The organism is uncultured Sunxiuqinia sp., assembly GCF_947495665.1.
GTDB classification, from domain to species: Bacteria; Bacteroidota; Bacteroidia; order Bacteroidales; family Prolixibacteraceae; genus Sunxiuqinia; species Sunxiuqinia rutila.
The window spans coordinates 185408-209790 of record NZ_CANLZV010000004.1 but is presented as its reverse complement, the minus strand read 5'-3'; the positions used below and the strand labels follow the sequence as shown (position 1 = coordinate 209790).

The following is a 24383-nucleotide window of genomic DNA, read 5'->3' as shown; positions in this document are numbered from 1 at the left end:
ATGAAAAAAAACAGAGGGTTCTATGCCTGTAGCTGTCTAAAAGCCAGGCATCCCCGAAAAATTGTATTGAAAATGAAGTTTACGATTTTGTTTGTTATGTTGGGAATTGCGCAGTCATTTGCACTTCAGGTTCATTCCCAAACAGCTAAATTCTCACTAGATCTTCGAAATGTTCGGGTAGTTGATGCTTTGGTTCAAATAGAGGATCAAAGTGAATACTATTTCGTATATAACAAAGATGCTATTGATCTGGAACGTAAAGTTGAACTTAATGTTAAAAATCGCAGTATTGAAGACGTGCTGGATGTCCTTTTTGGTGACACTAACGTGAAATACCGGATTTCTGAGAGACACATCATTCTTTCGACTTTGCATTTAACACAAAATAACAGGGTTATAACCGGAAAAGTAACTGACGAAGATGGGGGGGCACTACCTGGAGTGACCATTGCTGTTGCCGGGACGTCTAAAGGGACTGTGTCTAGTGTTGATGGAAATTATGAGCTTACAGTTTCTTCTGAAGATGCTGTTTTGATATTTTCTTTCATCGGGATGAAGACTCAGGAGATAAAAGTTGGACGCCAAACAACGATTAATGTAATGATGGAAGAAGAAAGCATTGGCGTGGAAGAAGTGGTTGCCATTGGTTATCAATCGGTACATAAAAGAGATTTGACAGCGTCGGTTACAAGTGTTCGTAGTGAAGATCTGGAGAATATTCCTGTAACGAATGTTAGTGCCTTGCTTGCAACTCAGACAACCGGAATACAGAATGTGACACTTAGTGGAGCTCCCGGAGCCAGAGGGGCATTAACAATTCGCGGTAATACAAGTATTTCGGGCGATTTGAATGCGAATACTGCTTTTAGTAATCCGCTTTACGTTGTAGATGGGGTGCAGACCTCATTGGAAGACCTTGCCGGTTATAATGTTTCTAATACGGACTTCTTAGCATCCTTGAACCCAACGGATATTGAAAGTATTGATATTTTGAAGGATGCCTCTGCAGCAGCAATTTATGGTTCCAGAGGGGCAAATGGCGTAATTATTATTAATACCAAAAAAGGAAAAGCGTTAGCTAAGCCTGAATTTACTTTTACTGCAAATTATGGATTTCAGCCTAAACCTGATCGAGTTGCAATGCTTATTGGGGCAGCTGAAAGACAAGCCAAAATGGATATGGTTCAAAAATGGTGGACAACTGGCGAGCAAATGTCAGATAATTTACCAATTATGCTGTCAGACAGCTTGAACTATGCTTTTAATAATAATATGGACTATCAAAGTCTGTTTTTTCAGTCAGGTATTAAGCAGCAGTATAATGTGAGCATGAGAGGAGGGTCTGAAGAGGCAAACTATAGGATATCACTAGGTTATGATGATAATAAGGGGGTCGTAAAAGAGACTGGGTTTGATCGATATACTTTATCGGCCAATATCAATAGCAAGGTAGGTAAGCGTTTTAATAATCAGTTAAATACACGAATTGTATTCACTGATCAGCAAACAGGACAGGGAAATCCTTGGAGATACACAAATTATGCAAATCCGGCCTTGCCAGTTAGTCCGAATTCATTGAACTCTTCGCTGTTTTACGTAACGGATGAAAAGATAGCATCATTACAGGGGGAATTGGAAGAGAAGTTAAATACTGATCAATCAATTACTACGACAGTTTCAAATTTTGCATCTTTGGATCTTTTTAAAGGTCTTACTTTAAACTCGCAACAGACCTTTGTTTATGACAGTAATAAGAAGAATTTTTATGAACCGTCAACGACAAGAACCGAAGGAGATGGATTTGCCAGTTATTCTCTTTATACCCGAAAGAATCTTTCTTCAGATGTCTATTTGAGCTACTATAGAGATACTGAATTGCATCAGTTCACCGGTATTTTAGGGCAAAAGGTTGATTACAACCGTTATGAAGATATGGGGCTGAATGCCATTGGCTTTGGTAGTGATGCCATCCAAGTAGTGAATGATCGGTATACCCAAGAAGAAATTGGAGGTTTTACTTCTTTGTCTTCCAATGCAATGATCTCATATTTTGGACGGGTAAGTTATAAATATAAGAAAAGATACATCGTTGGTGCGAGCTATAGTATTGATGGATCTTCCCGATTTGGAGTTGATGTCCGTTGGGCACATTTCCCTTCCTTCTCAGCAGCTTGGGTGATTTCTGATGAGCCTTGGTTTGCCTTGGTGAAAGAAAGCTTTGTCGATTTTGCAAAGGTTAAATTTAGCTGGGGGATTAATGGGAAACAGTTTCCCGAAAATTACCTGAGGTTTGGTAGCTATCAACTTGGGTATAGTGGAACTTATTTTGGGGCCAATCAGATGAACCCATCCTCATATGCCGGAGTGACTGGAGTTGTTCCGAATTATAATAGCATTGGAAATGATAAATTATCATGGGAGAATTCACGTCAATGGAACCTGGGGTTTGAGTTGGATATGTTTAAGCAACGGTTAAGTGTAACATTTGATGCTTACAATAAATTGACCGACAAGCTATTCTTTGATGTTCGGTTCCCGGCCTACTCCGGTTACAATAAAGCAAAAGCAAATGTTGCAGGTATTCTTAATTACGGTTGGGAGTCAATGGTTCGCTGGCATGTCTTTCCCCGGAATAATGACTTGCGTTTAGAACTTAGTTCAGGCTTATCTCAGAATAAGAACTTCATCAGTAAATTGCCGAGCGGAAACAGAGATTATATTGGAGGTGACTATGGCTATGTTGTTGGCTTGCCGGTTAACTTGTATAAAATGTTTCTGAATGATTATATTATTGATGATTTGTCTCAGTTACCGGTAAATCCATACACAGGAGAGCCTTTGGCAGGAAAAGGTGCATGGGCTGCAATTCGCCCGGGCTTTCCAATCTGGAAAGATTTAAATGGGGATTATATTCTCAATGAAGATCATGATTTGAAGTTAGCGCCTGACTATTCTCCCGTTCCAGACCTTTTAGGATCATTTAATATTAATCTTCAGTATAAAGGTTGGTACCTGAGAGCATACAGTCAGTTTTCATTCGGGGCAGATATTAAAAATACAGTACTTAATAGCTATATGGATCGCTATGATCGCGGAGGAGATGGTTGGGCGAAAACAGGATTGGCTGATTTAAGTGCTCATAGCTTTTGGGAAAAACCTGGAGATGGAGCTGCTGGAGTTCGCTTCCCCGCCCTTTATCCTACCAGTCCAAGTCTAGGAGCTTTTTATGGTTTTAGAGGGAATCAAACTTTATGGCTGGAGAGTGGTGACTACTGGAAAATTACCAATGCATCTATTGGTTATACTTTTGATAAGAAAAGTTTTATTCGCGACTATGGGCTTTCTCGTTTAAGAGTATACTTGTCAGTTCTTAATCCTTATCAATGGCAACGGTCAAAAGCGGTGGTTGATGCAACCATGGTTAATGCGAAAGGACACGTTTATGGTAATGGATATCCGCAGGCATCCACCATCTCATTTGGGGTTGATGTTAAGTTCTAAAAAAATAAAAATTGAATACGATGAAAAAGATAACACACATATTTATTGCTTTCATGCTACTGCTTAGTAGCCAGAGCTGTAATGATTTGTTAGACCAAGAGCCGGTAACAATAACCCACCCAAATGTATTCTGGGTAAACCAGAGTAATGCCGAACAAGCATTAGCAGGAGCCTATGGCCTTTTAAAGTATGCTGTAACTGTCCAATCAAATTTCATGTTCTGGGGAGAGTTTACAGGAATGACTTTCATGAATAGCCGTAATTGGATCACAAATTATATCGAAGGAAGTGGAAACTATAACCTGCCTTATCGAGGATATTCACAAAGCTGGAAAGAGCTTTACCGGGCAGCGAACTGGGCAGTCACAATTGAAAGCTATGTTGAGGAGATGCCTGATGAGCTTTTTTCTTCAGTTGAAGATAAAAAACGGATTATTGGGGAAGCCGCTTTTATTCGGGCCTTGTCCTATTTTTATCTTACTCGGGTATGGGGAAATGTGCCAATCGTAACCGAGTCTGTAGAGTCATCGGATCAGTTGGTAACTGAAGATGGCTTTATTGTAGAAATCCCCCGATCTCCTGAAAAAGATGTTCTGGATCATGCTTTATTGGCTGTCGACAAGGCAATTGATAATTTGGAATATTCTACCCCAGATGATCCCCGATGGGCGATAACAGCTAATAAGGCAAGTGCGGAAGCATTGAAAGCACATCTTACCTTGTGGTATGCAAGCCGGGATAATAATAACCAGGAAATGCTGAATGAATGTATTGCATCAGCTACATCGGTTATTGACAATGGAAATGTCGAGTTAATTGATTATGTGGCTGAGGGAGTTGAAGGGTTTAATAAAATGTGTATTGGACAGTCTAAAACCGGCTTGTTTGAAATTAATTGGAGTTCAGACATGAACGAGTCGATGCGGATGCGCAATGCGGATGATGCCTTTACGGGCTTAACCTTGAATTATCCTATTTGGAAAAACAGGAATACGAATAAATCACCTTTTATTGATCCTGACTTTTATGGAAATCAGTTTATGGCTCAAGATGAAGCTCGGGAGAATGATGTCCGGAAAGACCTTTTCTTTTATGATTACAGTACGCCCGATGAGGACTTCCTGATGAAGTATTCCCATCAATCACAAGATCCGGATTCAGAAGATCAGTACTCGCAGTTTTTGGAATCAAATATCTTGATCTTTCGTTTAGCTGATGTTTACTTGCTTCGTGCTGAGGCAAATGCAAAACTGAACAATGCAGCGGCTGCTGTGGCAGACTTAAATTTAATTCGCTCTAAAGCTGGAGTTCCTGCCTATACAGGTGGAACTGATCGTGCAAGCCTACTAAAAGCACTGTTTGACGAACGTGCAATCGAGCTTGTTGGAGAGGGGCACTCCGGCTTTGACCGGATTCGGATGGATTATTACTACGAAGGAGTTTCCTGGATGAATACCAACCGGATCAAAAAGCGTGGATATTTTTGGCCTATTTCTCCATCAATCATTTCGAATAACCCTTCCATTGTCCAAACGGAGTATTGGAGAGGTAAGATTTAATTAATTACTGGATAATAAAATATAACTAAAATAGCTATGAAGAATTTGTTATTAATAGTAGCAGTAGTTTGTGTTCTTTTTTCATGTGAAGACGATTACATTGTGGATGGGGGAATTAGTGACTCCTTTGTAGGCATGTCAACGATGAAATTCCTGAAATCTCACCCTCAGCTGGATACAATGGCGATACTGCTGGAGCGAGCAGGACTGGCAGACGAAGTTGATGGGAGTACAACTCTTTTTGTGGCGAATAACCTTTCTGTTCGAAATTATGTTGATGCTGTTCTTGCTGAATTAAGAGAGACCGATCCTTTAGCAGAATTTACGATTGATGATATTCCGACGGATACTCTGAAGAAGTATATGGGGGGATATGTATTTGCCGAAAAAATTGCTCGTGAGGATATGTCAAAGGAAGGAAAAATTTATACTGCGGTTAATGGAGAAACACGACGTATTTCGTTGGAACCAGACCTTAACTCGTATAGCAATGAGTTAAGCTCTCCGCCTGAGTATGTATATTTTACGTATAAGAAAGGAGAAGAATGGGATGAGTGGGATAATATTGAAGATGATACCCGTATAATTGTCCGTACCTCTAATCTTATTTCAACAAACGGCGTGATCCATGTTTTACAAGGAACTCATGTTCTGTTCAATCACAAAAAGAAGTAGCGACTTGGGGTGAGAATACCTGTAAGGGTTTGCTATAAATTAAAGAGTCTTGGTAAGAGAGAGTTAGAGTCTTGGTTGTTGCCGCTTTTATTTTTTTGATCATGAAATAGCCAGGATGATAATTTTTGAAAATGTGAAGATGTTTTTAAGTAGAAGTTATTCCACAGTTAATGGGATTACTGTAAAAAATTATAAACAAATGAAAAAGATATTCTATATAGTAATTTTGCTTTCAGCTATGGTCTCTTGTGAGGCCCCCGAGGTAGGCTATATTAGCGATAATATATATGCTTTGGAAGATACAATCTTTGTTCCGCGTGGAACTTTTATGACTTCCGCGCCTCCTTCTGTCGAAGGATCAACTTATCCTATGCATTGGGAAATTACAGGCATAAGAGATAAGAATGGAAATCCGACAAATGCACTACAGGAAGAGCATGAGATTTTGATTTGGAAAGAATCATTTAACCCGGATACGGATACCACACTTGCTTTGGCTGAGGCCAAACTGGAATTGGCGGATAAACCAAGTATCCTGATTAATGACGTTAGCGGTGAAATGGCTTTTACCCAGGCTTCTAAATTTGTTCCTGCCGATGAGAATATTTTTGTTCTCGATGTCAATGTATCCAATGTGAGGGGAGAACGTCAGCTAAACGATTATGTAATTGTAAAGCTGGAGGATTTTAAACCTGTTGAGTTTCCGAAAGAGATGATTGTAAGGAATAATCTGATTAAGTTGGATGGAAGTAAAAAGGCTCTTTTTGCTTCTCATTTGAAGAATGATTACGATGATAGGGTTCCCGGAGTTTTAAATGGAACTGATCCTTATTTTGCGGTTAAGAAAACAAGTGAAGAACCAAAGCAAGGTGTTCGCGTAAAGATGATAATTACTGATAGCGATGATACTCCATTTGCTCCAGAGAAAATAGTTCGCTATCCTAATGGAGCAAGCTACTATCAAAATTTTCATGATAATTCAACGGAAACAACAACAGATGAAACAGGCACGACCTTTTCGCTTCCTGCTCCTCCCTTTCCTCAGTTTGGAAGGAATAATTGGGGAGAGTTGATGTACTATTTGAGTACCAAGGATGCGTTTACGGTTGATAAAGAGGCCTATGAGGCGGATTATGGTGAGCAGGATTGGTCTGACTATAAGGTGGATGAAACAACCGGGGAGATTGTTTGTGAAGCCTACATCCGTTGGGGAATAAAAATCAACGACTCGGGAAGCTGGGAAATTAAGATGCGAATTCCTTACTCTAAAAAACTGGAGTAAGCCTTAATGATAATTTTAGCAGGTCTTACGGAGGTAAGGCCTGCTTTTTTTTATGTCGGATAGGGGGCGGGAGAATAGAAACGTGAAACAATGCAGTGGTAGAAATTGCCATAAGAAAGGAAAAAGCTTCAACCCATCAGACATTAATAATCTTTACTACTAACCAAAATTTACCTACAATGACTTTCAAATATTCCATTTTAATTGGTTTGATTTTGCTGTTGAATTCTAACGTCGGTCAGGGACAACAGTTGACTTATGATGAAATTGATTCGTATTGGCAGACCGGGAAGACTCTACCAGTGTCAGTTGCCAAGCAATATCCCTTACCGCTTCAACCAGTTGTTGAAGATAATGGCTTGAATGTGATGATTGACCTGGCCCACCAGTGTAAGTTTGCTACGATGTGGGGCTTGCCCCGGAGATTGAACAATCAGGGGTTCAGGGCAATCGGAAATCAAGCTGCTTTAAATTCGGTGCTGGATGCAAATGGAAAATGCCGTGTAAGGATGCCTTGGGATGAAACACGGAAGATTTATCCTTTTGCGTGGTATCCAAACTTCGAATACAATGTCATTATTACTACTCAAACGGATCTTAATGCGCAAAATTACCTCCCTGAAGAACAAGAGGCATTGGTTCGTTTTGTAAATGAAGGAGGTGGCTTAATTATTTTTGGAACTACCCCAACAGCAGGGAAGTTGGTTGAGGAGTGGTCGCTCAATCAGCTTAGTAGTCGATTTGGAGCTAAATTTACGTCAGAGAGTGATGCCTATCGCGATGTGGCTTATGCAACTATTTCCTGTAATAACGAGTGGGAAGTAAAAGCTAAAGGAGAAAAGGGAAATCCTGTAGTAGCTTCTCGACAGCTTGGCAAAGGAAAGGTTATTGTAGTTGGCCATGAGGAACTGTTGAGTAATACCAAAGGCGACGAATTAAAAGCAGCAGAAAAAGATCGTTTGCTGGTTTCTTTACTGCAGGAAGCGGCAACAGGAAAAGATCCGGTAGGAGGTGAGCCGCGCTATCCAATGGCTAATGGCGGCGGTGGTGGAATTTATCCGGAATTAGAAAAACAGTTTAGTGATATTGTTCTTTTTTATGCCGCAAATCAAAAACCGGAATTGATTCAAACTGTCAATCAGGATGTTCCAAAAGCAAAAGAATTGATTGAAGGATGGTTGCCTTCGAAACCTACTTTGGAGCCAATGTACTTGGTTTTATCATCAGGTGGTGGTGGCGGATGGGCCGTTAATGCCTATAAGCCGAAAGAGAATGGAATTATTAGCCTTTCTCCCAAGGGGATCATTTCCATATTTGCACATGAATTGGCTCATACGATGCACGGTCCGGTAAATGATGACGGAGAGGTTGCCGGAATTACTCCTGTCCCAAACCGCGGAGAAGCGCATGCGGGTTGGTTTCAGGGAAAAGTTGATGCCTGGTTTGACACAGGACTAAGGGACTATCCGGTGAAGAAGTGTAATCGTCTTTTTGATTTTGACCCCAATGGAGATCAGCTTGATTTGGTGACCCATTACGAGAATGAAAAACTCAGAGAAAAGTATGGAAAAGGCAAGGATTGGACCAAGACCTGGTGGATTTGGCAGAAGTTGGATGACCGGTATGGACCAACATGGTATCCCCGCTGGAAATATGTTCAGCACACGCGTTGGAAAGAAACTCCAATGCATCGCCTGACTTGGGAGGAAATGGTCGAAGACATGTCAATAGCTGTAGGCGAAGACCTTTTTCCATTTATGAGGTCAGCAGGGCTTTCTTTGCAAAAACAACGTTTGGAAAAGGTTGAATTCAATGGAAAAATCTTCAATCTAAATGCAGCACCTTTAGAAGTGTCTGAAGCGGGAGTCGTGAAGTTAGAGAAGATAGGGGATTACAAAGAAGAGCTCTAAGATAATCACGATATAAAAACTAAAAGATAGACGAGTGTTATTGATGCAGGGTTGACCTGAAGGACTTTGTTCACTCTATTAAAATTTTGTTCTAATGAATTATATTAAATTAACAACAGTAGTGTTATTTTCTATTTTTTCAGTTCTGTATTCTTGTAAAGGGCCTGCAGAAGCTGAAAATGAAGAAGTAGTTGTCCATGCGGTAACCGATTTATCGCATGAGTTTTCATTTTATGCCGATAACCGTTTTCATCAGCAATACCTGCCTGACGGGAAAGGAGTAACCAACTGGTGCAACTTGTATAACTTTGATTTTTCCAATGCAAACCTGTTGATCCTGCTGAGTTGTGATGATCGCCTGCAATATACGGATGAAGATATTAAAACAATTCAGGATTTTCTCACTGAAGGTGGCGGAGTGGTTATTATGGGAACTGAGAATGGTATTTCGCAAAACAAGCTGCTTGATATTTTTGGAGCTTCTTGCACAGGGCCAGCTCAGTACCCGTTAGCTGCCACTGAAAAAGTAAAAGCAGAAACAGTAGAAGGCAAAGGGGCTGCAATATTTAAATTGGATCAATCCAATCGCTGGGATATTCTTGTTCAGGATGCTGCCGAGCAACCCGTAATGGCAAAAAGAAAAGTTGGGAAAGGTACTCTTTTAGTTTCTTCAAGGGCGTTAGCTGGAAATCATCCCAGTGCGCGAGATTCCATTAATAAGGTTATTTGGCGTCCATTGTTAAAGGATATAGTCTCAGGTAAAAAAGTTGATGAGGAAAAAGAGTTTCATGGAAGGGGAATTGATCAGTTAGAATACAATGAAGATCACGGAACTTTCAACTTGAGTTTTAACGATTATATGAAACCATATGCTAACAGCATGGTGGATGTATATAAACGATCATTTCCCTATATTGAAAATCGAATGGGAGTTTCATTATCCCCTGGGATGGCTTCTCAGATCACATTGCTAGCAACTGGCGGTGGTGGGTTTTCAAGTGGAAAAGTAGTAGCCCTGGCCGTTTGGTGGGGAGGCTTTCCTGAACGGGAAGATAGCATGATTGAATTTTTGACGCATGAATCTGTTCACTCTTGGGTGCTTCCTTTTGCTGAAGTCTGGAATGAGCCAATAGCAACCTATGTTGGTAACTTGGTGATGATGGACATGGGCTATGAGGAAGAAGGTATGCGGCGTATTCAAAGAACAATTGAACGAGCTTTGAAACATGATCCGTCAATGAAGAACTATGATATTCGTGGCAACCTGACTGGAACAGGCGATGAATTAGATAAGGGAGCAAAGAATAATATTCATTGGGGAAAAACGTACTGGGTTTTTGAGCAATTAAGAAGCGAAAATCCCGACTTTTTAGCGGATTATTTTAGACTAAAGAGAAAGCATGCTACCAAAGAGAATATAACCAAGTATGATATGAATAATACCGTTGCTTTATTAAGCATGGCTATGGGGAAAGACCTGTTTAGCTGGTTTAATGAGCATGGAATGGAGGTGGATCGTTCAAAAGCAGAGATAAGAATTGAAAAGAATTAATTGAGGAAATACCTACTTCACCTGCTCTTGTTCCCCATATTCGAGGCTGCAAATGAGATCTGGCTATTTCAGTTTGCATTAGTTACGTTCTTTGCTTCAGGTCTTTGGGGGTAACGCATTTCTCTTTTTAGAAATTTAAGGCTGTTCATTTTTTAATGGGCGGCCTTTTCTTTTATAAACTAGTGTGGGAATCTGCTTCAATAATTCAAGGGAATCAGAAAACAGTTCAAACTTAATTTCGCTGTAATCTTTTTGTAACAAGGCTGGTCTAGATTTGCCGCCAGAAAAAGGAAACCTGAAAGGCCTGCGCGCCCTTCGGGTTTGAGATCAAATAAATGAATTATTTAATCAAGACAATTCAAAAGTATGAATAAAAACAAGAAGATTCATGCCGGATTTTCTCTTCCAGGGAAGTCGGGCCAAATTCTAGTGAGGGTGAAACTAACAGGCTTGCTTTTGCTGCTCGGAGTAATGCAAGCAATTGCGTTAAACGGCTATTCACAAACGAATCAACCGGTTCGCTCGATTAGCGGGAAGGTGACGGATGTTTCCGGAGTAGGGTTACCCGGTGCCGCAATCGTTATAAAAGGAACAGCCAAGGGGACGGTTACAGATTTTGACGGGAAGTATTCTTTAACCAATCTACCTGCTGATGCTATCTTGATTTTTTCGTTCGTTGGGATGGAAACAAAGGAAGTAGCCGTGGGTAACCAAGTCGTGATTAATGTTAGTCTGGCGGATGCAACTATTGGTATCGAAGAAGTGGTTGCTGTGGGGTATGGTACTCAGAAAAAAGTGAATCTGACAGGTGCTGTTGAGCAAGTTAGTTCAGAAACCTTGACCAACCGTCCGGTTAATAACCTAACGCAGGCCTTACAAGGTGTCGTTCCCAACCTGACCATCAATTTGGCTGATGGAAAGCCAATGCGGAGTGCCAGTTATCAGGTTCGCGGAGCCTCTTCCATAGGGCAGGGAGGTTCTGCCTTAATCCTGATTGATGGAGTTGAGGGAGACCCCAGTTTGCTGAATCCAAATGATATCGAAAATATCTCCGTATTGAAGGATGCCGCTTCTGCAGCCATTTATGGAGCCCGTGGAACCTTCGGGGTGATTCTTATTTCAACGAAGAAACCTGAGAGCGGGAAGGTTGCTGTGAATTACACCATGAACTACGGAATTAAATCTCCTACCGCTGTGCCCGATTTTGTTACAGATGGTTATACTTATGCCAAGTGGTTCAGTGAGGGCTACAATGCTTACAATGATTACAGCCGTATTCCGTCCTCGATTAATAAAACCCAGGCTTTTTCGCTGGCCTATCTGGAAGAGCTGAAAAGGCGCTCGGAGAACCCCGATTTGCCTGACTACGAAATTGACAGCGATGGGAACTATGTCTATTATGGAAGTACGGATTGGTACGGTTTGTTGTATAAAGATAAGCTGACTTCAGTGGATCAGAATATTTCAGTTTCAGGAAGCAACGAAAAAGTGAGCTATTATGTTTCTGGCCGTTACAATGATCAGGAAGGCCTCTTTCGGTATAATTCTGATGATTATTCCATTTATAACTTCAGAGCGAAGGGAGACATTAAAATTACGGACTGGCTAACGCTGGATAACAATACCGAGTACTCGCAGCAAAAATACCACCAACCCCTGAATGTTGGTGAAGGTGGCGGTATCTGGCGAAACATTGCCGACGAAGGGCACCCCACATCACCCATGCTGAACCCGGATGGAACGCTGACTCATGCCGGGGCTTATACGGTAGGAGACATGTACTACGGCAAAAACGGCGAGGACAGTGAGCGGACGTTTGTTAAAAACACCACCGGCTTAACGGCCAGTTTGCTCAATAACAAATTGCGTCTTCGAGGCGATTTTACCTTTTCAACCAACAACCAATCTAAGAAACGAAGACGGATACAAGTACCTTACAGCCGGCAGGAAGGTGTTGTGAACTATGTTGGAACAACAACCAATGATATTCGTCGGATTAGTGCTGATACGCACTACCTGGCCTCCAATATTTATGGAGAATATGAAAACACCTTCAACGAAAAGCACTACCTGAAAGTTATGACTGGCTTTAACTATGAAGAAAGTACCTATGAGTCATTTTCAGGGCAACGGAATGGAATTTTGTTTGAGGATGCCGAAAATATAGCTTTGACCATTGGGGAAAATATTGCTACTGACGGAAGTTATAATAAGTGGCGTGTTGCCGGTCAGTTTTATCGGTTAAACTATAGTTTCGAAGACAAGTATTTGGTGGAGTTCAATGGTCGTTTGGATGCTTCTTCTAAATTTCCGTCCGACCAGCAAACGGCCTTTTTCCCTTCGGTTTCTGTCGGTTATCGTATTTCTGAAGAATCATTCTGGAACCTGGATGATGAAAAAGTTTCGAACGTAAAATTGCGGGCCTCTTACGGTTCGTTGGGAAATGGTAATGTTTCGCCTTATTCCTACATCGAACTTTTTAATATTTCGCAACTGGGACGCGTAATCAACGGAACACGACCAGCGGTTACGTCACAGCCCAATGTGATTCCGGAAGGATTGACCTGGGAAACGGCAACCACTAAAAACCTTGGTCTGGACCTGGGCTTTTTTTCCAATCAGCTAAACATTACAGCCGATGTGTATAAGCGGGAAACAACCGATATGTATACCAGTGGCTTACCGGTTCCGGCAGTATTTGGAGCCAGCGTGCCTAAGGGCAACTATGCCGATATGGAAACCAAAGGCTGGGAATTGACTGTTAGCTGGCGCGATCAGTTTAAGTTAGCCGCCAAGCCGTTTAACTACAATGTGCGTTTCACCCTGGCCGACAATAAATCGGTGATTACGAAATTTAACAACCCGGATAAGTTGCTGTCGGACTATTATGAAGGCATGGAGCTTGGCGAGATCTGGGGATTTGTAACTGAAGGCTTATTCCAAAGTGAGGCCGAAATTCAGGCTCATGCCGATCAATCCTATATTCGGGTTTCATCCAACAATATTCTTTTGCCTGGTGACATCAAGTTTCAGGATTTGAACAACGATGGAAAAATCAATATTGGTCAAAACCGGGTTGGCGATTCGGGCGATTTGAAGGTGATCGGGAATGCAAGTCCTCGCTATACCTTTGGTTTGAACCTGGGCGGTGACTGGAACAACTTCTTTTTCTCCGGATTTTTCCAAGGAGTTGGCAAGCAGGATTGGTGGCCCGATGCCGAGGCCAGTCACTTTTGGGGCCAATACAACCGCCCTTACAACAACATGCCTAAGTGGCACCTGGATAACATTTGGTCGGAGAGTAATCCGAACGCTTTTCTTCCGCGCTACCGCGGCTATGTTGCTGGTTGGGGAAGAGAGCTCAATCAGAAACAAACCCGGTATACGATGAATGTTGCTTACGTCCGGCTGAAGAATGTGCAACTGGGCTACAACCTGCCTAAAAGCATGATGCAGCAAATCTCCTTCCTGTCGTCAGCCAAGGTTTACCTGTCGGGCGAAAACCTTTGGTCCTGGTCGCCTTTGTACCGCACAACCAAAGATTTTGATGTGGAGAATATCGGAGGGTCAGACCCGGAATTAACATCGGGAAGTGGACGCAGAAGCGGAAACGTGCTGAATTATCCCATGTTGAAAACAGTTTCCTTCGGAATTTCAGCAACATTCTAGTAATTAATGAAAAATAAAAATAGAACGATGAAGTATTTCAATTTATATATAGCGCTGTTTGTCTTGCTGCTGACTTCATGCGAAATGGTGGAACTGCCGCAAGCCGAGGTTTCTAAAGAGCCCGTGTTTAACACCGAGGCTGGACTCAAATTGTACTCTAACTCATTTTATAACATCCTTCCATCCGCTCAGGATATTTACCTGGGCGATGACATGTCTGACTTTATTGCCAGCAATTCCATTAACCAGTTCCTCACCAACAGCTATGGCCCAAACCAGGCATCGGAATGGAATTGGTCTGACTTGAGGAATATTAATTTCTTCATTGAAAACAATACCGATGAAGCCGTTGCTCCGGAGGTTCGTGAACACTACATGGGGTTGGCGCGCTTTTTCCGGGCTTTTTTCTACTTCGAAAAAGTTAAGCGATTTGGCGATGTTCCATGGATCAGCCAAGTACCGGACATCAATGACACGGAATTGCTTTATGCCGGAAGAGATTCCCGGACACTGGTGATGGACTCGGTGCTGGCAGACATCGACTATGCCTGCACAAACATCAGCAAAGAAAGTGATGCCTCTAGCAGCACCATTACCAAATGGGTGGCCTATGCGCTTAAAGCACGCATTTGCCTGTTCGAAGGAACTTTCCGGAAGTACCATACCGAACTGGGACTTCAAACTTCGGCTGATGCCTGGCTGGAGCAAGCTGCCGCTGCTGCCAAGGAAGTTATTGACCATTCAGGCTATGCACTGAATCGTTCCGGGGATGCCGACATGGCTTACCGCAACTTGTTTGTAAGCACAAACCCGGTGAATACCGAAGTGATGCTGGCCGTGGTTATGAGCCAGGAATTAGGTATTCTGCATGCGGCCAACTGGAAATATACCAGTCCTACCTACGGGGTTAAGTCAAGCTTGTCCCGAACTTTTGTGAATACCTACCTGAACCTGGATGGCACAGCGTTTACGGCTGAAGCCGGTTATGAAACCAAGCCTTTCTGGGAAGAAGTAAAAGAACGGGACTTGCGTTTGAAACAGACCATTCGCTTGGGTGATTACACGCGGGTGCATGGCGGACAAATTATTCCGGCGCCACCAACCTTCGGTTATGTGCTGACGGGCTACCAGCCGATCAAATGGGTTTTGGATGATACTTATTATGATTTGAGAGATTACAATGACAATTCAGTGGCCATTTTCCGATATGCCGAAGTGTTGTTAAATTACGCCGAAGCCAAAGCTGAGCTGGGAACTCTTAACGATGCTGATTGGGCAATGACCATTGGAGCTTTGCGTGCACGTGCGGGCATTACTTCAGGGCTTGATCAGTTGCCCTCTCAGATTGATTCGTACCTGCAAACAAACTACTTTCCGGAAATTGGTGATCCGGTAATATTGGAAGTCAGAAGAGAACGGGCTATTGAATTGGTTATGGAAGGCTTTCGTTTCAACGACTTAGTGCGATGGAAACGCGGAGAGCTAATGAAAATGAATTGGCGTGGTTTTTATGTGCCGGCATTAAATGTTCCGATGGATTTGAATGAAGATGGGATTGATGATGTTATCTTTGTTGAACAACTTCCGAATCCACTGCCCGATGTTTCGTATGAATTTGTGCAGGTGGGGGAGACGATCAATGGTGAGCCCAACCCACAGCGTCTGACCAACGGAACCTCGGGAGAATTGACTTGGTTGGATAACATTCCACGCGTTTGGAACGATCGGAATTATTACTATCCCATTCCGGAGAATGATGTTTTGATGAATCCTAACTTGGAACAAAACCCAGGATGGGAGTAAGCGAAATGGGTTTTTAATACGGAAAAGAACGGATTGAATAGCCACAGGAACGAATGGAAATGAACCCATTCGTTCTTCATAATTTATAACAATGAAAATAAAATTTCTTTTCTCAATTTTTGTGATGCTGGCTTTTGCTGCATGCAATGGCAAACAAACCACATCGGATACCAATCAAGTTGAAACCAAGCTGATTGTTGCTTCATACAACCTCCGCTACAATACGCCAAATGATGGCGAAAATGCCTGGCCAAACCGAAAGGAACAAGTGAAAGGGCTGATTCGCTACCATGAGTTTGATATTTTTGGTACGCAGGAAGGGTTAATTGGGCAACTGAATGACCTGTTGGAAATGCAGGAATTTGCCTTTACAGGAGTGGGGCGCGATGATGGTAAGCAGGCCGGAGAGCACTCCGCAATTTTTTATAAGAAATCGCGTTTCGAGTTGCTTGACAGTGGTGATTTTTGGCTGAGCGAAACACCTGAAGAACCCTCTTACGGCTGGGAAGCCAAGCACCGACGGATTTGTTCTTGGGGTGAGTTTAAAGACAAACTGACGGCAAAGACCTTCTTTGTTTTCAATGCGCATTTTGATCACCAGGCCGTTGAGGCGCAGCGTCAGTCCGGTATTCTGGTTGTTGAAAAGATGAAGGAAATAGCGGGTGATGGGACCATTATTTTCATGGGTGATTTAAATTCAACTCCTGAAACGGAGCAGATTCAAACCATTAGCGGCTACTTGAACGATACCTATGCGGTTACTCAAATGCCTCCTTATGGCCCGGTAGGAACCTTCAATAGTTTCAAGTTTGATGCCCCAATGAACAATCGAATTGATTACGTCTTTGTTAGTGAGGATGTTAACGTGATGTCTTACGGCGTGTTAACAGACAGCTATGACCAGAAATACCCTTCGGATCATCAGCCGGTGGTTGCCAAAGTAGTGCTCGATTGATCCGTGTTTTTATAAAATCCAAAGAAACAGAAAACCGCCCTTTTACAGAGGCGGTTTTTTTTGTTGATAGCTGTTTTAGAAGTGCCTTGGAAGAGTCATTACTCCATCTTTTCTGTTAATCTGTGATTTCTTGTTTAGTGCAAATGCAAGCGATATATAGCATCAATAAGAGCGAAGCGCATTTAAAGTAATTGCTCTTATTACAGAACAAACAGCTCTGGATGAATGAGTGAGGGCGTTATTACCTAATTATACAGATTTGATATTGAGTTAAACTTAAGGCAAACTTCAGTATTTAGTTTTGAGTCATTCATTGTTTGCGGGTTGTTAACATTGTTTTCTTATATTTAGTATGAAGCGGATATCTTAAACCGAAATTCAGTATTGCTAACAACAGGCTTGTTTAAAAGCAGAAAAAGGACGATAATATTTTTCATAGCTTTGTAAAGATTGCTTGCTATATGGCTAACAAAAAACTAAAACCACTTCAAAAAAATGAGTTTGAAACGATTTACAATCGTTTCTTCCACGTTTACTATGACATTGCCCAACGTTTTTTGTATCATGAAGAAGATGCCAAAAACGTCGTTCAGGACGCTTTCATCAAACTTTGGGAAAACGAAATCCATTTGCAAAACGACGATGAGATCAAAAACTATCTTTTCATTCTGGTGCGCAATCGAAGTTTGAATGTTATTCGGCAGCGAAAAAAACAGTTTCAAACAACAGATCAACCGGAATACCTAATCAACTCAATCAGTCATAAACTGCTTGAAAAGACAGGCGAAGATATTTTGCTTTACCACGAACTTTTTGAAAAAGTGCAACAAGCCATTCAGGGCTTGAGTCCACAATGCAAAAAAGTTTTTCAATTAAGTCGCTTCGAAGATTTAAGCAACAAAGAAATTGCTGCTGTATTGGATATTTCAATCAAAGCTGTTGAAGCCAATATAACAAGAGCGATCAAGCAGCTCCGGGAAGAACTTGCTCCTTATTTGATTTCAAAAGAAGCAGCCCCCAAACTCCCCGTTTTATTTTATTTAAGTCTGTCCTAAAAAAATCCATTTTTCTTCAAAATCCATGTAGGGTTCAACCTCCAGTTCGTGTTTTTATAACAAACACATTCAACGAATGCGAAATATTCACGAAATCATAGCACGTTTTTTTCAAGGTCAGGCCAGCCAGGATGAACTAAAAAAACTGGACCAATGGCTCGATGATGATAAAAATGCCCATGAATTTGCTGATCTTCATAAACTCTGGTCCTGGTCTGGGCAAGCGGCGGATAAAAAGCCGGCAGTCCCTTTTTCGGAGACTTGGGAAAAGATTCAGCCTCGGCAAACAGGAAAAAATAACCAAGCCCAAAGGTTCAACTCCTTTTTCATTCTTCGGTATGCTGCAATTGCGTTTCTGGTATTAAACCTTGGTTGGTGGGGCTCTCACTTTTTCTACCAAAAACAAAATCAAACGGCCAAGCAGGATTTTTCAATTCGTGCAACTCCCTACGCCAACTCAATTGTCACACTTCCGGATCAAACCATGGTTTGCCTGCGTCCGGGGTCTACCCTGGACTACGATAATGGATTCAATGCCAACAAACGGGAAGTCTTACTTAATGGAGAAGCCTATTTTGATGTTACCCGGCAGACCGACAAACCATTTATTGTAAAAACAGATCTGGCTCAAATAAAAGTACTCGGAACCAAGTTCAATGTTTCAGCCCAACAGGGAGCACCAATCTATCAAACAACCTTGGTTGAAGGGCAGGTAGAATTTCAGCCCAATTCAGGAAAAAAATACTTGCTGCAACCGAATCAAATGCTTGAACTAAATACACAAAAGAACACCGTTACTATTAGCGAAGTAAATACGAACCTTTATGTTGCCTGGAAAGATGGAAAAATAATTTTCAGGGACGAAACTCTTGGAAACATAACCAAGCAACTGGAGAAAATCTATCATGTCCAGTTTATCTATCAAAACACCAAACTTGCCGATAGTTATCGTTTTTCCGGGACCATACACCGGGAGACCTCTATTGGCGAAGTCATCAAAATGCTAAAAATTTCAATTCCGATGGAAGTTGAACGAAAAGAAAGGTTTCCAGAGCCCGACTTAATCTATTTGAAATAAAAACGGGCAATACTACCAATATTGCCCGCTGGAATAAGGGACTACCAATCCCTTGAGTTTTAATAAAAAATAATAGGACAAAATTATGAAAAAAAAATCTGTATTCTACGGGTTAATATCCCGTTGTTACTTGAAAAAATGGTATCTCATGATGCGTTTAGTTGTCTTTTTAATTTTGATTTCAGCCATGTTGGCCAAAGCCAATACCGGCAACTCACAAACCGCCAAAATAACTATGAGTTTTGAAAACGTTAGTCTGACGGAGGTTTTTGAAGAGATTGAGAATCAGCTCAGTATTGGTTTTCTTGTTCCCAGTAATCTCTTAAATGACGAAAGGAATATTAATATTTCAGTGAGAAATGCGACTGTAGAAACAATATTGGACGAAGTTTTGAGTCCCAATGGCTACCAATTTGAATTTGTTGGCAAGAATGTAGTCATCACTGAAAAAACAACCGTTCAACAACAACCGGTAAGAGGGACGGTGACCAACAGTTCCGGAGAGTCTATCCCCGGAGCGACTGTTATGGTTAAAGGCACGTCAAGCGGAACCATCACCGACGGTGAAGGCTTTTACGAATTACCCAATGTTCCGGTAGAGGCTGTTTTGGTTTTCTCCTTTGTAGGAATGCAGCTACAAGAAGTGTCAGTAGCCGGACGCAGTACAATCAATGTTGTTTTGCAAGACGAAACTATTGGCATCGAAGAAGTCGTTGCAATTGGTTATGGCACGGTCAAAAAAGCAGATTTAACCGGAGCTGTTTCAACCGTTGACGTTGAAGATTTGAGCGGCACACCAGTAGCCGGGGTTGATCAGATGCTTCAAGGCCGAATGGCCGGAGTTAATGTCGTTGGGGATTATGCTCCAGGTGGAGGCGTGTCTGTTCGGGTTCGGGGATTCAGTACAATTCGGAACAATGATCCGCTATATGTTATCGATGGAGTCCCTGTCGAATCAGGCATTAACATGATCAATCCCAATGACATCGAATCACTTCAAATTTTGAAAGATGCTTCGTCAGCTTCTATTTATGGTTCGCGGGCTGCCAATGGGGTGATTATCATTACGACCAAAAAAGGAGAAAAAGGGGATGCTCGTGTTAGCTTCGATGCTTACTGGGGAGTGCAATCATCAGCCAAGCAACTGAATCCGTTGAATGCAAAAGACTATGGCGACCTGCTGTGGGAAGCCCACAAAAACGATGGAAAGACACCTGTAAGTGATGTTTACGGAACGGGCGCTACACCAACAATCCCAACGTTTTTAGATGAAAATAGCCTGGTGCCATCAACCGATATAAATTGGGTAGACCAAATTCAGCAAAATGCGCTGGTTCAATCTTATAACCTAAGTATTTCCAACGGAAGAGACAATTCCAACCAATCATTCTCTTTGGGTTATTTCGATCAGGAAGGAGTTATTAAATTCACCGATTTTAAACGGATAAACGCCCGCTACAATTCAGAATACCGCTTCTTTGACCGATTGACAATTGGCGAAAACCTTTCGTTATCTCACTCGTGGTCCAACCAAGCGCAAACGAACAGTGTTTTGGGTAGTGTGGTTTACGATGCTTACAAGTACCCATCGATTGCTCCTGTTTATGATTTGGATGGCAACTTTGCCGGAGCCTTTTTAAGTGACATCCGAAATCCTTACGCCAAACTTTTCCATAACCAGGATAATCCCCACAAACGACTTAAATTCTTTGGAAATATTTATGCTGAGCTGGAAATCATTAAGGGCCTGACGTTAAAAACAAACTTTGGTGCCGACTACTCCAATTATTACCGGAGAAATTTCAGCCCTAAGTTTCAGGAAACAGGAGCGCACAACCCCAGCACCATTAGCACCTTGTCAACAACCAGTAGCTGGAAGTTTGATTGGATATGGACCAATACGATTGCCTATAGCACCCGAATCAACGACAAGCACCAAATTGATCTGTTAGGGGGGATGGAAGCCATTGAATCAACTTACGAAATAAACAGCGCTTCGCGTGAAGGCTTTCCGTATGAAGAAGATAACTTCCGGTACCTGGATGCAGGAGATGGCGGCACTCAGAAGAACTCGGGCAGTGGCTTAAACTCCTCTTTGACCTCCTATTTTGGAAAAGCCGATTACACATACGACAGTCGTTATCTTTTCTCATTCACCTTCCGTCGTGATGGTTCTTCAAAACTTGGCAACAACAAGTGGGGGAACTTCCCGGCTCTTTCTGCCGGATGGCGAATCAGTGAAGAAGATTTCTTCAACAAAGGCACCATAAATAATCTGAAGTTACGTTTAGGTTGGGGACAAAACGGGAACCAGGATGTTCCTCCTTACGCCACAATTGAAAGTTATTACACCAACCCAAATCATTCAAACTACGCGATTGACGGAGCACAAAGTTCTGTTTACAACGGTTTTACTCAAAGTAGGAACGGAAATGCCGATCTAAAATGGGAAACAACGACCCAAACCAACATTGGATTAGACTTGGGATTCTTTGATAACCGTTTAAGTGTTACTGCCGATTACTTCTTCAAGAAAACCAAAGACTTACTTTTGGAGCGTCCTCTTCCTCCGGTTGCTGGTGGTACCAACCAAACCGTTTGGGACAATGTGGGTGAAATGGAAAACAAAGGGATTGAATTGTTGATCGACTACCAAAGTGTTCGCAAAGCCGATTTCTCATGGAATGCCAGCCTAAATGTCGCTCACATTAAAAATGAATTGACCAGTCTGCCTGATGACATTGACTTCATCGCTTTGCCAGGCTCCTACCTGCACAGTGTAAACTTCGATCAGGAAACTTCTCGTTCTGAAGTTGGTCAGCCCATCTCTTCATTCTATGGCTACCGCAGCTTGGGAATCTTCCAAGATCAAGCAGAAATTGATGCCCATAAGGTTCAACCGAATGCCAAGCCTGGTGACCTGAAATTTGAGGACTCCGATGACAATGGCGTTTTAGATGGAGATGACCGTGGTTTTATCGGGAACCCACATCCTGATTTTACTCTAGGATTGAATCTTGGATTCCAGTACAAGAATCTGGATGCGGCCTTATTCTTTAATGGCAGTTTTGGCAACGAAGTTTGGGACTTAACCCGTTACTACGGAGATTTCTTCAACCTTTCGGCTTACAACAAGCTGGACCATGTGCACGATGCCTGGAGTACAGATAACACAGGCGGAACAGTTCCTCGCCTATCGTTGGATGATACCAACAACAACATCCGTCCTTCATCCTATTACATTTCTGATGCTTCCTATGTCCGTCTGAAAAACCTAACGATTGGCTACACATTCGATAAGCTGGCATCACGTATCAACAGCAGTAAGCTCCGTGTTTACGTTCAAATCCAAAATCTATTTACCATCACTGGCTACGATGGACTGGATCCGGAAGTCGGCTTACAAAACTATAGCTCGGAACACCGCAACTTGGATATTGGTGTTGACCGTGGATTATATCCTCCTTCCCGAACATTCACCTTTGGTGTAAACCTTGGATTTTAATCTTTAATCAGTGAACCATAAAAAGAAATTATCATGAAACGAATTATATATTTTCTGATTCTAAGCGTATTCCTTTTAAGTAGTTGTAGTGATAGCTTCCTGGAGGAAAGCCCAATTGGAGAGCTTTCACCCGATCAGATTTTAAAACCAGAGAATGTTGAAAAGACTGTTATTTCAGCTTACTCTGTTTTAAATGGACAATTTGACGAAGCCTCGAATGCATACAATTCTCCAGCATCAAACTGGAGTTTTGGCGATGTTGTTTCCGATGATGCTTATAAAGGTGGTGGTGGTACTGGTGACCAAAACCAAATTCACCTAATGGAGATTTTTGCAACCGACCCAACCGTTAAAGACATCGAGCGTAAATGGTTAGCCCTTTATGAAGGAATTCGTCGTGCCAACCTGGCCATTCGTCTCTTGAATGAAAGCGAAGAGTTTGACGCCTCATTAAAAGAGCAACGTTTGGCAGAAATGCGCTTTTTGCGAGGGCATTATCATTTTGAAGCCAAAAAAATCTATGGCAATATTTGCTACATTGACGAAACGGTTGTTACCAAGGAAGATTTCTATGCTCTTTCAAATTCTGATTTAACAAACGAACAACAATGGGCAAAAATTGAAGATGATTTTAAAGCCGCGGCCCAAGTACTTCCCGGAGAGCAAACTGAGCCCGGACGTCCGGTAAAATGGGCTGCAAAAGCTTACTTGGCCAAATGTTATCTGTTTCAGAAAAAGTGGGATGATGTGATTACTGAAACCGATGATGTCATTGAATCGCAAAAGTATAGCCTGATGACCAACTTCAGCGATGTCTTTTTGCCAGATAATGACAATGGGCCAGAGATTGTATTTGCGATCCAGTATTCAATTAATGATGGTTCTCCGAGCAACTACAATGGCTCTATCGGAGACCGCTTAATGTCTCCCGGAGGCCCTTATGCAGGCTATGGCTTCCTTCGTCCATCCCAAAACCTGGTCAATGCCTTTAAAACTGATGCTAATGGCTTGCCAGCTTACGATAATACCATGCTTGAAGACGCTGATCCAATTGACCCGAGACTTGATCACACATTAGGCCGCCACGGTATTCCGTTTTTTGATATTCAGGTTTATGACTGGACACCACGTGAAGCTTCGGTATACGGACCCCATATTACAAAAAAGCGACTACTGTCAACTAACTCCCCTCATTATTTGGCGGTATGGCCATACATTACAGCCGTCAACTACTACATCATTCGCTATGCAGATGTACTCCTTTGGCGTGCTGAGGCAGCTATCGAAACCAATGACCTTGAAACAGGCCGCACTTATATCAATATGGTTCGGGAACGTGCCCGCGATGGCATGTATGTCAAAACGATGGATGGCAGTGCTGATGCAGCCAACTATGTCATTGACAGTTATCAAACTGCATTCGGATCGAAAGATGCAGCTTTAGCGGCTTTGCGCACAGAGCGTCGTCTGGAGTTTGCGCACGAAGGGCACCGGTTCTTTGACCTTGTTCGGTGGGGTATTGCTGACGAAGTGATGAATAGCTATTTCGAAACTGAAAAACAGCTTCGCTCTCACTTAGCCAATGCAGCATTTGTAGCGGGGAAACACGAATATCAACCCATTCCTCAAACTCAAATGGACTTGAGTCAAGGGGCCATGGTTCAAAATCCAAATTATTGACCATAGGCTAATGTTCAGAGTAAATGACCAGAAATACCCTTCGGATCATCAGCCGGTGGTTGCCAAAGTAGTGCTCGATTGATCCTTGTTTTTATAAAATCCAAAGAAACAGAAAACCGCCCTTTTACAGAGGCGGTTTTTTTGTTGGCAATGTTTTGG

The 24383-nt window shown here is 42.2% G+C and carries 13 protein-coding genes; all 13 read left to right on the top strand.

All coding sequences use genetic code 11. From position 1 onward, the window contains the following. The first annotated feature begins 72 nt into the window (after positions 1-72). The gene (locus Q1A18_RS07330) at positions 73-3501 is read left to right on the top strand and encodes a SusC/RagA family TonB-linked outer membrane protein (RefSeq protein ID WP_299578289.1); all 3429 of its coding nucleotides are present in this window, start codon (positions 73-75) and stop codon (positions 3499-3501) included. A 20-nt stretch (positions 3502-3521) separates the two neighbouring features. After that, complete coding sequence (locus tag Q1A18_RS07325; protein WP_299578288.1) at positions 3522-5060, top strand: RagB/SusD family nutrient uptake outer membrane protein; 1539 nt, start codon at positions 3522-3524, stop codon at positions 5058-5060. Positions 5061-5096: 36 nt separating this feature from the next. Continuing rightward, entirely contained in the window at positions 5097-5735 is a 639-nt protein-coding gene (locus tag Q1A18_RS07320; protein WP_299578287.1) for a fasciclin domain-containing protein, read from the top strand. 199 nt (positions 5736-5934) lie between these two features. Further along, positions 5935-7017 carry a DUF5007 domain-containing protein gene (locus Q1A18_RS07315; protein ID WP_299578286.1) on the top strand — a complete coding sequence of 361 codons (1083 nt, stop codon included), beginning with the start codon at positions 5935-5937 and terminating at the stop codon, positions 7015-7017. Positions 7018-7196: 179 nt separating this feature from the next. Further along, positions 7197-8927, top strand: coding sequence for a hypothetical protein (locus Q1A18_RS07310; RefSeq protein WP_299578285.1), 1731 nt, complete (start codon positions 7197-7199; stop codon positions 8925-8927). 94 nt (positions 8928-9021) lie between these two features. Beyond that, positions 9022-10479 (top strand): hypothetical protein, encoded by a 1458-nt coding sequence (locus tag Q1A18_RS07305; RefSeq protein ID WP_299578284.1) that lies wholly within the window; start codon positions 9022-9024, stop codon positions 10477-10479. Positions 10480-10845: 366 nt separating this feature from the next. Beyond that, positions 10846-14148 (top strand): TonB-dependent receptor, encoded by a 3303-nt coding sequence (locus tag Q1A18_RS07300; protein ID WP_299578283.1) that lies wholly within the window; start codon positions 10846-10848, stop codon positions 14146-14148. Positions 14149-14175: 27 nt separating this feature from the next. Continuing rightward, complete coding sequence (locus Q1A18_RS07295; protein ID WP_299578282.1) at positions 14176-15951, top strand: RagB/SusD family nutrient uptake outer membrane protein; 1776 nt, start codon at positions 14176-14178, stop codon at positions 15949-15951. A gap of 91 nt (positions 15952-16042) precedes the next feature. Beyond that, positions 16043-16906: an endonuclease/exonuclease/phosphatase family protein gene (locus Q1A18_RS07290; RefSeq protein ID WP_299578281.1), complete on the top strand. Its 864-nt coding sequence runs from the start codon at positions 16043-16045 to the stop codon at positions 16904-16906. A gap of 461 nt (positions 16907-17367) precedes the next feature. Next, positions 17368-17961: an RNA polymerase sigma-70 factor gene (locus Q1A18_RS07285; RefSeq protein WP_299578280.1), complete on the top strand. Its 594-nt coding sequence runs from the start codon at positions 17368-17370 to the stop codon at positions 17959-17961. Between the two features lie 76 nt (positions 17962-18037). Then, a complete protein-coding gene (locus tag Q1A18_RS07280) occupies positions 18038-19039 on the top strand; it encodes a FecR family protein (RefSeq protein ID WP_299578279.1) in 1002 nt (333 codons plus the stop codon). 148 nt (positions 19040-19187) lie between these two features. Beyond that, on the top strand, positions 19188-22544 hold the full coding sequence (locus Q1A18_RS07275) for a TonB-dependent receptor (protein ID WP_299578278.1): 3357 nt from the start codon (positions 19188-19190) through the stop codon (positions 22542-22544). Positions 22545-22577: 33 nt separating this feature from the next. Then, positions 22578-24224 (top strand): RagB/SusD family nutrient uptake outer membrane protein, encoded by a 1647-nt coding sequence (locus Q1A18_RS07270; RefSeq protein ID WP_299578277.1) that lies wholly within the window; start codon positions 22578-22580, stop codon positions 24222-24224. Positions 24225-24383: the final 159 nt, after the last annotated feature.

Coding starts and splice junctions, on each gene's coding strand:
- Q1A18_RS07330 (WP_299578289.1), top strand. CDS start 73: ATGAAGTTTACGATTTTGTTTGTTATGTTGGGAATTGCGCAGTCATTT.
- Q1A18_RS07325 (WP_299578288.1), top strand. CDS start 3,522: ATGAAAAAGATAACACACATATTTATTGCTTTCATGCTACTGCTTAGT.
- Q1A18_RS07320 (WP_299578287.1), top strand. CDS start 5,097: ATGAAGAATTTGTTATTAATAGTAGCAGTAGTTTGTGTTCTTTTTTCA.
- Q1A18_RS07315 (WP_299578286.1), top strand. CDS start 5,935: ATGAAAAAGATATTCTATATAGTAATTTTGCTTTCAGCTATGGTCTCT.
- Q1A18_RS07310 (WP_299578285.1), top strand. CDS start 7,197: ATGACTTTCAAATATTCCATTTTAATTGGTTTGATTTTGCTGTTGAAT.
- Q1A18_RS07305 (WP_299578284.1), top strand. CDS start 9,022: ATGAATTATATTAAATTAACAACAGTAGTGTTATTTTCTATTTTTTCA.
- Q1A18_RS07300 (WP_299578283.1), top strand. CDS start 10,846: ATGAATAAAAACAAGAAGATTCATGCCGGATTTTCTCTTCCAGGGAAG.
- Q1A18_RS07295 (WP_299578282.1), top strand. CDS start 14,176: ATGAAGTATTTCAATTTATATATAGCGCTGTTTGTCTTGCTGCTGACT.
- Q1A18_RS07290 (WP_299578281.1), top strand. CDS start 16,043: ATGAAAATAAAATTTCTTTTCTCAATTTTTGTGATGCTGGCTTTTGCT.
- Q1A18_RS07285 (WP_299578280.1), top strand. CDS start 17,368: ATGGCTAACAAAAAACTAAAACCACTTCAAAAAAATGAGTTTGAAACG.
- Q1A18_RS07280 (WP_299578279.1), top strand. CDS start 18,038: ATGCGAAATATTCACGAAATCATAGCACGTTTTTTTCAAGGTCAGGCC.
- Q1A18_RS07275 (WP_299578278.1), top strand. CDS start 19,188: ATGATGCGTTTAGTTGTCTTTTTAATTTTGATTTCAGCCATGTTGGCC.
- Q1A18_RS07270 (WP_299578277.1), top strand. CDS start 22,578: ATGAAACGAATTATATATTTTCTGATTCTAAGCGTATTCCTTTTAAGT.